This window comes from Brachybacterium vulturis (assembly GCF_043641765.1).
GTDB classification, from domain to species: Bacteria; Actinomycetota; Actinomycetes; order Actinomycetales; family Dermabacteraceae; genus Brachybacterium; species Brachybacterium vulturis_A.
In genome coordinates, this window is record NZ_JBHZRO010000004.1 from 128140 (window position 1) to 141408 (window position 13269).

Genomic DNA, 13269 nt, shown 5'->3' on the forward strand with positions numbered 1-13269 from the left:
CTCAGGAGAGCAGGCCGCGGACCTCGGCGAGCCGCTGCAGCAGCCCGTTGACGAAGCGCGGGGAATCGTCGGTGGAGAGCACCTCGGCGATCTTCGTGTACTCGCCGAGGATCGCGCCGCGTCCCGCCGCGTCCTCGCCGTACAGCACCTCGGCGCAGCCCAGGCGCAGGATCGCGCGGTCGACCGCCGGCATGCGGTGCAGCGGCCAGTCGCGCGAGTGCGTGGCCAGGTCCTCGTCGATGTCGGCGGCGTGCGGGGCGTAGAGCTCGACCAGTTCGCGGGCGCGCTGCGGCAGCGGCGTCTGGGCGGCGGTGCGCTGCCGGCGCTGGCCGAGCACGTCGAGCACATCGGCCTGCTTGGCGTCGGCCTCGAACAGCACGTCGATCGCTCGGATCCGGTCCCGGGAGCGTCCGTGGAGACGGTCCGCGGGTGCGGGCACGGTGCGCTCGAACTCCACCTCCGCACCCTCGCGGGTGGGATGGGGCAGGCCGGTGGCCCGGGGGGCGGGACGGTCCCCGGGGCCGCCGGCCTGCCCGGCGGGAGGACCTGAGCTCATTTGACGCGCTCGAGGTAGTCGCCGCTGCGGGTGTCGACCTTGACCTGGTCGCCCTCGCTCAGGAACAGCGGGACCTGGATCTCGAGGCCGGTCTCCAGACGGGCGGGCTTGGTGCCGCCGCTGGAGCGGTCACCCTGCAGCCCCGGCTCGGTGAACTCGATCGTCAGCGCCACGGAGGTGGGCAGCTCGACGAACAGCGCCTGGCCCTCGTGGAAGGCGACCACCACGTCCTGGCCCTCGACCATGAAGTCCTTGGCGTCGCCGACGATCTCGGTGGTGAGGCTGGTCTGCTCCCAGTTCGAGGTGTCCATGAACACGTACATGTCCGTGTCGAGGTAGGAGAACTGCATGTCGCGGCGGTCGACGGTGGCGGTCTCCACCTTGAGGCCGGCGTTGAACGTCTTGTCCACGCCCTTGCCGGACAGGACGTTCTTCAGCTTGGTGCGCACGAAGGCCGGTCCCTTGCCGGGCTTGACGTGCTGGAACTCGACCACGCTCCAGAGCTGCTGGTCCAGCACCAGGACCATCCCGTTCTTCAGATCGTTCGTCGTCGCCATGGGTCTCCTCGGTTGTCGTCGTGGCGGACCCAGGATAGCGCCCAGGAGCCCGGCATCCCCGGTCTGCGCGGAGCTCAGCGGGCGGACGTGAGGTCGATCATGCTCAGCAGGCGCACGGCGAGCGGGTGGGCGGCGCTCTCCTCCCGCCATCCGCTGGTCTTGACCGCGCGGGAGACCGTCTGCTGGGTGACGCCGAGGCGCGCGGCGAGCTGGGCCTGGGTCGCGCCGGGGTCGTGGCGCAGCGCTCGGACCGCCTCCCACTGTCCGCGGCTGCGGGCCCGGATCATCCAGCCCACCAGACGCAGCACTGACTCCACGTCGGCGGCGGTGTCCCGGTGGCGGGCGTCGGCCGCGCGGACCGCGAGCGGCACCTGGGACGTGGTGCCGGCGGTGCGGAGGGCCTCCTCGGCGGCCGCCATCGCGGGGCCGGCGATCTCGCGCACCGAGGCGGGCAGCGGTCGCTGCACGGCGCCCACACCGAGGCCGACGGCCAGGGAGCCGACCTCTGCGGCCCGGAGCAGGGCCTCCAGCGCCTCCTCCGCACGAGCGGCCAGCACCAGCGCCTCGGGGCCGGCGGTGCGCTCGGGAGGCAGCGGCAGCTCGAGGTCCGCCAGCGCCTCGAGCAGCGCCGGGACCGGATCGCCGGCGGTGCGGCCGTGGCCGGGCCTGCCGGAGAGGGAGAGGACGAACATGCGCCGCCTTTCACAGAGACTGTCAGGTGTTGCTGACGATACAGCGTGCATACGCTGATCTGTGCGCGGTGGGTGGTGCGTCGGTGGCGCGGGGTCGGGCTCAGGCGAGCTCGATGAGCTCCTGGTACTCGGCGTTCCAGAGGTCCTCGACCGCGTCGGGCATCATCAGCACGCGCTCGGGGTTCAGCGAGGCGACGGCGCCCGGGTCGTGGGAGACCAGCACCACGGCCCCCTCGAAGGCGGCGAGGGCGCCGAGGATCTCCTCGCGGCTGGCGGGGTCGAGGTTGTTCGTCGGCTCGTCCAGCAGCAGCACGTTAGCGCTCGAGACCACCAGGGTGGCCAGGGCCAGGCGGGTCTTCTCGCCGCCGGAGAGCACGCGGGTGGGCTTGTGGACGTCGTCCCCGGTGAACAGGAAGGAGCCGAGGATCTTGCGGGCCTCGACCTCCGGCAGCTCGTAGGCCGCCGTCATCATGTTCTCCAGCACCGTGCGGTCGAGATCGAGGGTCTCGTGCTCCTGCGCGTAGTAGCCCACCCGCAGCCCGTGCCCGGGCAGCAGGCCGCCGGTGTCCGACTCGTCCACGCCGGCGAGGATCCGCAGCAGCGTCGTCTTGCCGGCACCGTTCAACCCCAGGATGACCACCTTCGAGCCGCGGTCGATCGCCAGATCCACCCCGGTGAAGATCTCCAGGCTGCCGTAGGACTTCGAGAGGTCCTCGGCCATCAGCGGGGTCTTCCCGCAGGGGGCGGGCTTGGGGAAGCGCAGCGAGGCGACGCGGTCCTGCTGGCGCTCCCCCTCGACGCCGTCGAGCATCCGCTCGGCCCGCTTGAGCATGTTCTGGGCGGCGACCGCCTTGGTGGCCTTGGCACGCATCTTCTCGGCCTGCGCGGTGAGCTGGGTCGCCTTCTTCTCGGCGTTGGTGCGCTCGCGCCGGCGGCGCTTCTCGTCGTCCTCGCGCTGGCGCTGGTACAGCTTCCAGCCCATGTTGTAGATGTCGATCGAGGCGCGGTTCGCGTCGAGGTAGAACACCTTGTTGACGACGTGCTCGACGAGCTCCACGTCGTGGCTGATGATGATCAGTCCGCCGCGGTAGCCCATCAGGTACTCGCGCAGCCAGACGATCGAGTCGTGGTCGAGGTGGTTGGTGGGCTCGTCCAGGATCATGGTGGCGGCCTGGGAGAACAGGATCCGCGCGAGCTCCACGCGGCGCCGCTGGCCGCCGGAGAGCGTGCCCAGCTCCTGCTCGAGCAGGCGGTTGGGCAGACCCAGATTCGCGGACATCCGCTTGGCCTCGGCCTCGGCCGCGTAGCCACCGGCCGCGTCGAGCTCCGCCTCGATCCGCGGGTAGCGGTTCATCGCCTTCTCCCGACGCGCCTCCGTGAGGCTCATGTCCCCCATCTCCTGCTCGGCGCGGCGCAGCTTCTTGAAGATCCCGTCGAGGCCGCGGGCGGAGAGGATGCGGGCCAGGACCGGCTCGGTGTCCTCCCCGCTGTGGGTGTCCTGCGGCAGGTAGCCCAGCTCCCCGGTGACCTCGACGCTGCCCTCGGAGGGGTCCAGGGTCCCCGAGAGCACCTTGGTCAGGGTGGTCTTGCCGGCGCCGTTGCGCCCCACCAGCCCCACCCGGTCCCCGGCGGTGATCTGGAAGGAGAGATCGCTCATCAGGAGCCGGGCGCCGACTCGGATGGCGAGGTCGTGCACGGTGATCACGGGGCTGGCTCCTGTTCGGACGAGAATGGCGGGACCGGGCGCGGGCCGCCCGGTCGCCGGGGCCGTGCCCCGCGCGGGGCCGGATCGAGTCTAGGGCCGCACGGCCCGCAGGGCCTGCGAATACCCGCCGACGGTGCCGCGCACCACAGCGGGTCCGCCCCGGAATCCGGATCGGGGCGGCTCGCGTCGCAGCATCTGCGCGGGTCCACCGGGTGACATGCTGGACCCAGCGGCCCGGTTCCGGGCCGGCAGTCACAGCGGAGAGGCACGGCATGCGGATCGGGGTACCCCGGGAGGTCAAGAACAACGAGAGCCGGGTCGGGCTCGGCGCCGCAGGCGTCCACGAGCTCGTCGCGCGGCGCCACGACGTGGTGGTCGAGACCGGAGCCGGGATCGGCTCCGGCGTGAGCGACGAGGACTACCGGGCGGCGGGGGCGACGGTCCTCGACTCGGCGGACGAGGTCTGGGCCCGCGCCGACCTGGTCATCAAGGTGAAGGAGCCGCTCCCGCAGGAGTACGGACGGCTGCGCCGGGATCTGATCCTGTTCACCTACCTTCATCTCGCAGCGGACCAGGAGCTCACCGAAGCGCTGCTGGCCTCCGGCGCCACCGCCATCGCATACGAGACGGTGCAGCAGCCCGACCGCTCACTCCCCCTGCTCGCCCCGATGAGCGCGATCGCGGGCCGGCTGGCTACGCAGGTCGGCGCCTATCACCTGATGGCCCCGCTCGGCGGTTCCGGGGTGCTGATGGGCGGGGTCCCCGGCACCTCCGAGGCGAACGTGCTGGTGATCGGTGGCGGCGTGGTCGGCGAGCAGGCGGCGATGATGGCACACGGCCTGCATGCGAACGTCACCGTGATGGATCTGGACCTCTCCCGCCTCGGCCAGATCGCCACCATGCACCATGGCGGCATCCTCACCCGGTACTCCACCGCGCTGGACCTGGCCGAGGAGATCCGCCGTGCCGACGTGGTGGTGGGCTCGGTGCTGATCCCGGGCGAGCGGGCCCCGAAGCTGGTGACCGACGAGATGGTGGCGGGCATGAAGCCCGGCTCGGTGCTGGTGGATGTCGCGATCGATCAGGGCGGCTGCTTCGAGCACTCGCGTCCCACCACGCATGACGACCCGACGTTCCGCGTCCACGACACCGTCTACTACTGCGTGGCCAACATGCCCGGCTCGGTACCGGTCACGGCGACAGCGGCGCTGAACAACGCGACCCTGCCCTACGTCCTGAAGCTCGCGGGCTCCGGCTGGCAGGAGGCGCTGCGTCACGACGGCGCACTCGCGAAGGGCCTCCACACCCACGACGGCAGGCTCACCCACGCGGGCACCGGGGAGGCGCACGGCATCGAGGTCACCGCTGCGGAGTCCGTCATCGGCTGACCCGGCACCACCGGGAACGAAAATGTCCCGTGGTGACCGATGTGAACACTCACATCGGTCACCACGGGACATTCCTGCGCTGGGGCCACGGCGGCCGGCGCGGGGCTCAGAGGCTCAGAGGTTGAAGCCGATCGCGCGCAGCTGCTCGCGTCCGTCCTCGGTGATCTTGTCCATGCCCCACGGCGGCATCCACACCCAGTTGATGCGGTGCGACTCGGTGATGGGGTCGAGCACGGCGAAGGTCTGCTCCTCGAGCACGTCCGTGAGCGGGCACGCGGCGGAGGTCAGCGTCATGTCGACGACGGCGTTGCCGTCCTCGATGGTGACGCCGTACACGAGACCGAGGTCGACGACGTTGATCCCGAGCTCGGGATCGATCACGTCCTTCATCGCCTCGATGACGTCATCGGAGCTCACCGTCGCATCCGGGGTCTTCTGATCGGTCATGGGATCCTCCCGATGGGATGGGGGCCGCGGGACGGCTCCCCGGGGGTGGGTGCCGGCCCGTTCCGGGATCCCTCCCGGTCCGGGCCGGTCGGTGGGCTCAGGCGCCGACGAGGAACCGGTCGTAACCCTCGGCCTCGAGGCGCTCGGCCAGCTCCGGACCGCCCTGCTCGGCGATCCTGCCGCCCACGAAGACGTGGACGAAGTCCGGCTTCACGTACTGCAGGACCCGGGTGTAGTGGGTGATCAGCATGATGCCCACCTCGGTGTTCTCCTTGGCGCGGTTGATGCCCTCGGAGACCACGCGCAGCGCGTCGACGTCGAGACCGGAGTCGGTCTCGTCGAGAACGGCGATGCCGGGCCGCAGCAGCTGCATCTGCAGGATCTCGTGGCGCTTCTTCTCACCGCCGGAGAAGCCCTCGTTGACATTGCGCTCGGCGAAGACCGGATCCATCTTCAGGTCGTTCATGGCGCCCTTGACGTCCTTGACCCAGGTGCGCAGCGAGGGGGCCTCGCCGTCGACCGCGGTCTTGGCGGTGCGCAGGAAGTTCGAGACGGTGACGCCGGGGACCTCGACGGGGTACTGCATCGCGAGGAACAGTCCGGCGCGGGCGCGCTCGTCGACGCTCATCTCGAGCACGTCCTCACCGTCGAGGGTGACCTCGCCGTCGGTGATCTGGTACTTGGGATGGCCGGCGATCGCGTAGGCGAGGGTGGACTTGCCGGAGCCGTTGGGGCCCATGATCGCGTGGGTCTCGCCCGCCTTGATCGTGAGGTCGACGCCCTTGAGGATCTCCTTCGTGCCCTCGGGGGTCTCGACGGTGGCGTGGAGGTTCTTGATCTCCAGAATCGACATAGGTGGTTCTCCTTGGCCAGTGGTGCTGGTGGATTCGTGAGGACGGATGGGCGCCGCAGGCGGTGCCCGAAGTGTTCAGGTGGCGGGAGCCGCGGTCGGATCCACCAGGATCGTGCCGCTGCTCTCGTCGATGCGCACGGGGAAGACCCGTACGGGGAGGACGGCCGGCAGCTGCAGCGGGCGACCTGTGACCAGGTCGAACTGGCTGCCGTGCTTCCAGCATTCGATGGTGCATCCCTCGACGTCGCCGTCGCTCAGCGCGATCTCGTCGTGCGAGCAGATGTCCTCGAGGGCGTGGACGCCGCCGTCCTCATCGCGCACCACGGCGATCTCGAGGTCGCCGAGGACGACATCGATGGCCTCGCCGGGAGCGAGGTCCGCCAGGGTGGCGACGGGGACGAAGGCGTCCGACATCAGTTCATGCTCCGTGCGAGCTCGTCCTCGATGGAGGCCGAGAGGCGCTCGCGGATCTCCGGCACGTCGATCTGCTGGATGATCTCGGCGAAGAAGCCGCGCACCACCAGACGACGGGCCTCGATCTCGGGGATGCCGCGGGCACGCAGGTAGAACAGCTGCTCGTCGTCGAAACGACCCGTCGCCGCGGCGTGGCCCGCACCCTCGATCTCACCGGTCTCGATCTCGAGGTTCGGCACCGAGTCGGCGCGCGCCCCCTCGGTGAGCACCAGGTTGCGGTTGAGCTCGTAGGTGTTGGTGCCCTCGGCCTCCTTGCGGATCAGCACGTCGCCGACCCACACCGAGCGGGCGTTCTTGCCCTGCAGCGCGCCCTTGTAGGCGACGTTGGAGACGCAGCGCGGCGCGCTGTGGTCCACGAACAGCCGGTTCTCGAAGAACTGGTTCTCGTCGGAGAAGTACAGGCCCAGCTTCTCGATCTCCCCGCCGGGTGCCGCGTACTCGCCGATGGAGTTCAGGCGCACGGCGCTGCCGCCGAGGGTGACGGCGACGTGCTTGAGGCGGGAGTCGCGACCCACGCGGGAGTGGTGGGTGGCGATGTGCACGGCGTCGTCGTCCCAGTCGTGCAGGGTGATGACGGTCATCTGTGCGTTGTCACCGACGATCATCTCGACGTTCTGCGCATACTGCGCGGCGCCGGAGTGATTGAGGATGAACGTCGCCGAGGAGGACTCCTGCGCCTCGAGCACGATGTGCGCATTGGCCCGTCGGTCGGCGCCATGGCCGATCATGTCCACCCGGAACGGCGCGTCGTAGGCGACGTTCTTGGCGGCGACCAGGTGCAGCGCCTGCTCGCTGCGGGCCGAGGCCACCGCGGTGGCGAGGTCCTCGGGCACCAGCACGGTGCCGCGCGGCGCCTGTCCGGGCGCCAGGGCGGCGACCTCGGGAGCCCCTTCGGGCACCGTGACCCGGTACTCCACCGCGGGGTCGCCCTCGCGGTCGTCGGTCGCCTCGTCCCGGAACAGGGCCGCGAAGCGGCGCAGCGGGGTGAAGCGCCACTCCTCGATATCGCTCTTGGGGACCTCGTGGTCGGAGACCTCGAAGGAGCGCTTGCGGGCTCCGCGGTTCTCCGCGGCGTGCGCGGCGGAGACGTCCTGCCCCGGCAGGGTCAGGTTCTCCTCCTCCAGCTCGGGCGCCGCGATGGTGTCCGCCCCCTCGAGGGCGGTGCCGGCGGCGACCGGCGCGGCACCGGCCGCGTGGCCGACGGCCTCGTTGGCCGTGGGGTCTCCGGCGCTCTCCGCGCCCTTCACATCGGTGGTCGTCATCAACCGACTGCTCCTTCCATCTGCAGCTCGATCAGGCGGTTCAGCTCCAGGGCGTACTCCATGGGGAGCTCGCGCGCGATGGGCTCGATGAACCCGCGCACGATCATGGCCATCGCCTCGGTCTCCTCCATGCCGCGGCTCATCAGGTAGAAGAGCTGCTCCTCGGAGACCTTGGAGACGGTGGCCTCGTGGCCCATCTGGACGTCGTCGACGCGGACGTCGACGTAGGGGTAGGTGTCGGTGCGCGAGATGGTGTCCACCAGCAGCGCATCGCACAGCACGGTCGAGGCCGAGTGCTCGGCGCCCGGCATCACCTGGACCAGGCCGCGGTAGGAGCTGCGCCCGCCGCTGCGGGAGACCGACTTCGAGACGATCGAGCTCGAGGTGTGCGGTGCCATGTGCACCATCTTCGAGCCGGTGTCCTGGTTCTGGCCCTCGCCGGCGAAGGCGACCGAGAGAGTCTCTCCGCGGGCGTGCTCGCCCATCAGCCAGACCGCCGGGTACTTCATGGTGACCTTGGAGCCGATGTTGCCGTCGACCCACTCCATGACGCCGCCCTGCTCGACGGTGGTGCGCTTGGTGACCAGGTTGTACACGTTGTTCGACCAGTTCTGGATCGTCGTGTAGCGGACGCGCGCGTCCTTCTTCACCACGATCTCGACGACCGCGCTGTGCAGCGAGTCCGAGTCGTAGATCGGGGCGGTGCAGCCCTCGACGTAGTGCACGTAGGAGCCCTCGTCGGCGATGATCAGCGTGCGCTCGAACTGGCCCATGTTCTCCGTGTTGATCCGGAAGTAGGCCTGCAGCGGGATCTCGACGTGGACACCCTTGGGGACGTACACGAAGGAGCCGCCGGACCACACGGCCGTGTTCAGGGCGGAGAACTTGTTGTCACCCGAGGGGATGACGGTGCCGAAGTACTCCTTGAACAGCTCCGGATGCTCCTTGAGCGCGGTATCGGTGTCCAGGAAGATGACGCCCTGCTCCTCCAGGTCCTCGCGGATCTGGTGGTAGACGACCTCGGACTCGTACTGCGCGGCGACACCGGCGACGAGACGCTGCTTCTCGGCCTCGGGGATGCCGAGTCGGTCGTACGTCTCCTTGATGTCCGCCGGCAGATCCTCCCAGGAAGTGACCTGCTTCTCGGTGGAGCGGACGAAGTACTTGATGTCGTCGAAGGCGATCCCCGAGAGGTCCGGTCCCCAGGTGGGCATCGGCTTCTTGTCGAAGAGCTTGAGCGCCTTCAGGCGCCGCTCCAGCATCCATTCGGGCTCGCTCTTGCGGGCCGAGATGTCTCGCACGACCTCCTCGGAGAGCCCGCGGCGCGCATTGGCGCCGGCAGAGTCCTCGTCGTGCCAACCGAAGGCGTACTGGCCCATCGAATCGATGATCTCGTCCTGCGAGAGCTTTTCTGGTGCGCTCGTCATGGTGTCCTTCCCTCTGTGAGTGGAATGTGTGTCGTGCAGGCATGGGCGCCCTGCGCCAGGGTGGCGAGGCGTTGGACGGGCGCTCCGATGAGTCGGGAGATGGCCCTGGTCTCCGCCTCGCACAGCTCTGGATGATCTGCCGCGACGTCGAGGACAGGGCAGTGCCCGTGGCACAGCTGGGCCGTCACGAGCGTACGCGCCGCAGCGCCGGAGTGCGCACCGCGGGCCGGCAGCGTCACGTGCAGGGGACGCACCGTGGTGGCGTACCCCCGTTCGGTGAGCAGTTCGGAGAGCAGCTCCAGCTTGCGCTCGGGCGTGACGGTCTCTCCTGCCGCCTCCCGCTGCGCGACCTTCTCGGCGACGGCGCTCTCCCAGTCGGCGATGCGGCGCTCCGCCAGGGCGGTCACCGCCTCCTCGCCGCCGAGCCGGGCGAGCTCGTCCACCGCCATCACCGCCATCTCGTCGTACCCGCCGGGCAGGTTCTCGTGCGCGGACTGCGAGAGCACGAACGACTTGCTGGGGCGACCGCGGCCACGGGGGCCGACGGGCATCTCGTGCTCGGCGATGATCCCGTCGGCCTCGAGCGCCGCGAGATGGCGGCGCACCGCGGCGCTGGTGAGGTCGAAGCGCTCGGCGAGCTGCCGAGCCGTGATCGGGCCGTACGTGGAGATGTCCTGCACGAGACGGTCGCGCGTGCCCTGCGCGACGTTCGGCGCGGACTCCGATGCGGTCACCGTGGCCTCCTCTCGTCCGGCGTGAGCTTTCATTTTACAACATCAGGCTTGCCAAATACGACCCGTCCGCTGTGCGGCACGGCACCAAGGGTGCCCTAACCTGGCAATTCGCTCCCTTCGGGGCCGCCGTCGACGCGCGGACTTCCATTTATGATCAGTTTCAACTACCGTGGTGCCATCACCGCGCCGCTCCCGGAGCGCCACCGATCTGAAGGGACCCGTCTGATGACCACCCAGGAGAACACCCAGGAGACGTCCACCCACGGCTCCTACGTCGTGAAGGGGAAGTCCTTCGACCGCGACATGTCCTACATCGACGACCGCATCACCCGCGACGGCCGCGACGGCTGGCCGGTCGAGGCCGGCCGCTACCGCCTGATCGCCGCCCGCGCCTGCCCCTGGGCCAACCGCACCCTGATCTCCCGCCGGCTGCTGGGGCTGGAGGACGCCCTCTCCGTGGGCATGCCCGGCCCCACCCATGACAAGCGCTCCTGGACCTTCGATCTCGACGAGGGCGGGGTCGACCCGGTGCTCGGCTACGAGCGCCTCCAGCAGGCGTTCTTCGCTCGCTTCCCCGACTACCCGCGCGGCATCACCGTGCCCGCCGTCGTGGACGTGCCCGGCAAGGGCGTCGTCACCAACGACTTCCAGCAGATCACCCTCGACTTCGCCACCGAATGGACCGCGCATCATCGCGCCGGCGCCCCGGACCTCTACCCCGTCGCGCAGCGCGAGGAGATCGACGCGCTGAACAAGTGGATGCTCCACGCCGTGAACAACGGCGTGTACAAGGTCGGCTTCGCCGGCTCGCAGCAGGTCTACGAGGCGGAGTTCCGTGCCCTGTGGGCAGCCCTCGACGAGCTCGAGGAGCGCCTGGGGCGCAGCCGTTACCTGATGGGGCCGACGATCACCGAGGCCGATGTGCGACTGTTCCCCACGCTGATCCGTTTCGACCCCGTCTACCACGGACACTTCAAGGCGAACCGGCAGCCGCTGGCGAGCATGCCGAACCTGTGGAACTACACCAAGGACCTGTTCACCACCCCGGGATTCGGCGACACCGTCGATTTCGAGCAGATCAAGCGCCACTACTACTACGTGCACGAGGACATCAACCCCACGCAGGTGGTGCCGCTGGGTCCGGACCTGAGCCCGCTGCTGGAGCGCCACGACCGCGACCGCTTCGAGACCGCGACCTGGGGCCCCGAGGGCACCGCGCCGCAACCGCCGCTCGCCGCCGAGGTGGTCGATCCGGCGCACACGCCGCTGCACGTGACCGGCCGCTGAGGGGCCTGTCGCGGGGCCCGCGGGTGGGGGCCCCGGTCACAGAGGCCCGAGCGGGCGGGTGACCGGGGGCTCACCGCTGGTGCCCGCACCGGACCCCGCGGCCTACGATGGTGCGCGCCATGGAAGACCACTCCCCCGCCCTCGTCGCCCACGACCTCACGCTCAGCTACGGCTCCGTGCGTGCGCTGGACGGGCTGAGCCTGACCGCCGAGCGCGGCGCCGTCACGGCGCTGCTGGGCCCCAACGGCGCCGGCAAGACCACCGCCATCTCCTGCGCCACCGGTCTGCTGCGCCCCGATGACGGCTCGGTGCGGGTGCTCGGCACCGATCCGTGGCGCTCGAGCCCGGAGCATCGGGCCCGGGTGGGGGTCATGGTCCAGGACGGCGGCCTCACCTCCGGAGCCTCCACGATGCAGCTGCTGCGCTACGGCGCGAGCCTGCACGCCGCGCCGCTGGACGTCGCCGAGGTCGCCGCCCATCTGGGGATCGACGACTTCGCTCGCACTCTGGTGCGGCGCCTCTCGGGGGGCCAGCGCCAGCGCCTGGCGCTCGCCCTGGCGATCATCGGGCGTCCCGATCTGGTGTTCCTCGACGAGCCCACCGCCGGGATGGATCCCTCGATCCGGCGACGGGTGCGGGAGCTGATCCGCGGGCTCGCGCGCACCGGCACCGCCGTCGTCCTCACCACCCATCTGATGGACGACGTGGTGGGGCTGGCCGATGCCGTCCGTGTGATCTCCCGCGGCCGGGTGCTCGCCTCGGGCTCCGTCCAGGAGGTGATCAGCGAGCATCGCTCGGCCGACGGTGCGGTGGTGGTCCAGGCCACCGCCGCGGGCGTCGACCCCGAGACGGTCCCCGCGCTCGAGGCCGATCTCCGCGCCACCGCCGCCCGGCACGGCGCTCGGCTGGAGGTCACCTCCGGCGGCGCGGCCGATCTCGAGACCGTGCTGCTGGACCTGATGGATGCGGACCGCACGGACACGGCGGCACCGCCCGCGGCCCGGACCACCGCGGCTGTCGCCCCCGAGGAGGAGACCCGATGACCGTCCTGCGCGAGCCCGCCTCCCCCGACCACGCCGAGCGCACCCCGCGCCCCGCCGCGCCGCTGCGTCGCATCCTCGCCCACGCGAACCTGGAGGCGCGGATCCTGCTGTCCAACGGGGAGCAGCTGACCGTCGCCATCGCCCTGCCGGCCCTGGTGCTGATCGGACTGTGGCTGCTCCCGCTGGGGCGCCTCGACGGCGTCCCCGCGATCGACACCGCGGTCGCGGCGACCTTCGCCACGGCGCTGATCTCCACCTCCTTCACCTCGCAGGCGATCATCACCGGCTTCGATCGGCGCAACGGCGTGCTGCGCTGGGTGGCGACGACGCCGCTCGGCCGCGGCGGATATCTTGCCGGCAAGATCCTGGCCACCCTCGCCACCCATGTGCTCCAGGTCCTCGTCCTCGGCGTGATCGCCCTGCTCATCGGCTGGCGCCCGGACCTCCTGGGCCTCCTCGGCGCGCTCCCGGTATGGCTGGCGGGGACCGTCGCCTTCGGTGCGCTGGGCCTGCTGGTCGCCGGCACCCTGCGCACCGAGGCGGTGCTGGCGGTCTCCAACCTGGTGTTCGTGCTGCTGGTCGCCGTCGGCGGCGTCGCCTTCCCCACCTCGTCCTATCCGCGGATCCTGGCGGGTCTGGTGGATCTGCTGCCCTCGGGCGCCCTGGGAGAGCTGCTGCGGGCCTGCCTGGCCTCCGGCCCCTTCTCCCCCGGCTCCGCCCTGGTGCTGCTCGTCTGGGCCGTCGCCGGCGTCCTCGCCGTGGTGCGCTGGTTCCGGTGGACGGACAGCTGAGCCGCGCCCTGGCGGACTCGATGCGGCATCCGTCGCATCCGTCTCCACGGCCC

14 protein-coding genes are annotated in these 13269 nt (G+C 70.4%); 4 read left to right on the forward strand and 10 right to left on the reverse strand.

Going from position 1 to position 13269, the window contains the following annotated elements; genetic code table 11:
• Nucleotide 1: 1 nt before the first annotated feature.
• From nusB to ACHUEU_RS04455, 4 genes are all read right to left on the reverse strand, one after another.
• A complete protein-coding gene (gene nusB / locus ACHUEU_RS04440; protein WP_394214690.1) occupies nt 2–556 on the reverse strand; it encodes a transcription antitermination factor NusB in 555 nt (184 codons plus the stop codon).
• Nucleotides 553–1113: an elongation factor P gene (gene efp / locus ACHUEU_RS04445; RefSeq protein ID WP_394214691.1), complete on the reverse strand. Its 561-nt coding sequence runs from the start codon at nt 1111–1113 to the stop codon at nt 553–555. Before efp ends, nusB begins: the two co-directional genes overlap by 4 nt.
• A gap of 74 nt (nt 1114–1187) precedes the next feature.
• A complete protein-coding gene (locus tag ACHUEU_RS04450) occupies nt 1188–1805 on the reverse strand; it encodes a MarR family transcriptional regulator (protein ID WP_394214692.1) in 618 nt (205 codons plus the stop codon).
• A gap of 100 nt (nt 1806–1905) precedes the next feature.
• Complete coding sequence (locus tag ACHUEU_RS04455) at nt 1906–3510, reverse strand: ABC-F family ATP-binding cassette domain-containing protein (RefSeq protein WP_394214693.1); 1605 nt, start codon at nt 3508–3510, stop codon at nt 1906–1908.
• Between the two features lie 272 nt (nt 3511–3782).
• Here ACHUEU_RS04455 and ald point away from each other — a divergent pair, with 272 nt between their 5' ends.
• Nucleotides 3783–4898: an alanine dehydrogenase gene (ald, locus tag ACHUEU_RS04460; RefSeq protein WP_394214694.1), complete on the forward strand. Its 1116-nt coding sequence runs from the start codon at nt 3783–3785 to the stop codon at nt 4896–4898.
• A gap of 114 nt (nt 4899–5012) precedes the next feature.
• On the opposite strand, the gene ACHUEU_RS04465 is transcribed toward ald, so the two are convergent.
• From ACHUEU_RS04465 to ACHUEU_RS04490, 6 genes are all read right to left on the reverse strand, one after another.
• On the reverse strand, nt 5013–5345 hold the full coding sequence (locus ACHUEU_RS04465; RefSeq protein WP_394214695.1) for a metal-sulfur cluster assembly factor: 333 nt from the start codon (nt 5343–5345) through the stop codon (nt 5013–5015).
• A gap of 97 nt (nt 5346–5442) precedes the next feature.
• The gene (gene sufC / locus ACHUEU_RS04470) at nt 5443–6198 is read right to left on the reverse strand and encodes a Fe-S cluster assembly ATPase SufC (RefSeq protein WP_394214696.1); all 756 of its coding nucleotides are present in this window, start codon (nt 6196–6198) and stop codon (nt 5443–5445) included.
• Nucleotides 6199–6273: 75 nt separating this feature from the next.
• Nucleotides 6274–6612: a non-heme iron oxygenase ferredoxin subunit gene (locus ACHUEU_RS04475; RefSeq protein WP_394214697.1), complete on the reverse strand. Its 339-nt coding sequence runs from the start codon at nt 6610–6612 to the stop codon at nt 6274–6276.
• Nucleotides 6612–7934 carry a Fe-S cluster assembly protein SufD gene (sufD, locus tag ACHUEU_RS04480; protein WP_394214698.1) on the reverse strand — a complete coding sequence of 441 codons (1323 nt, stop codon included), beginning with the start codon at nt 7932–7934 and terminating at the stop codon, nt 6612–6614. The genes ACHUEU_RS04475 and sufD overlap by 1 nt, the downstream gene beginning before the upstream one ends.
• Nucleotides 7934–9361, reverse strand: coding sequence for a Fe-S cluster assembly protein SufB (gene sufB, locus ACHUEU_RS04485; protein ID WP_394214699.1), 1428 nt, complete (start codon nt 9359–9361; stop codon nt 7934–7936). Before sufB ends, sufD begins: the two co-directional genes overlap by 1 nt.
• On the reverse strand, nt 9358–10095 hold the full coding sequence (locus ACHUEU_RS04490) for a helix-turn-helix transcriptional regulator (protein ID WP_394214700.1): 738 nt from the start codon (nt 10093–10095) through the stop codon (nt 9358–9360). Before ACHUEU_RS04490 ends, sufB begins: the two co-directional genes overlap by 4 nt.
• Before the next feature lie 225 nt (nt 10096–10320).
• Between ACHUEU_RS04490 and ACHUEU_RS04495 the strand changes: the two genes are divergently transcribed.
• The 3 genes from ACHUEU_RS04495 to ACHUEU_RS04505 all read left to right on the forward strand — a co-directional run bounded on the left by ACHUEU_RS04495 (nt 10321) and on the right by ACHUEU_RS04505 (nt 13216).
• Nucleotides 10321–11382 carry a glutathione S-transferase family protein gene (locus ACHUEU_RS04495; RefSeq protein ID WP_394214701.1) on the forward strand — a complete coding sequence of 354 codons (1062 nt, stop codon included), beginning with the start codon at nt 10321–10323 and terminating at the stop codon, nt 11380–11382.
• A gap of 119 nt (nt 11383–11501) precedes the next feature.
• A complete protein-coding gene (locus ACHUEU_RS04500; protein WP_394214702.1) occupies nt 11502–12425 on the forward strand; it encodes an ABC transporter ATP-binding protein in 924 nt (307 codons plus the stop codon).
• A complete protein-coding gene (locus tag ACHUEU_RS04505) occupies nt 12422–13216 on the forward strand; it encodes an ABC transporter permease (protein WP_394214703.1) in 795 nt (264 codons plus the stop codon). The genes ACHUEU_RS04500 and ACHUEU_RS04505 overlap by 4 nt, the downstream gene beginning before the upstream one ends.
• The last annotated feature ends 53 nt before the right edge of the window (nt 13217–13269 follow it).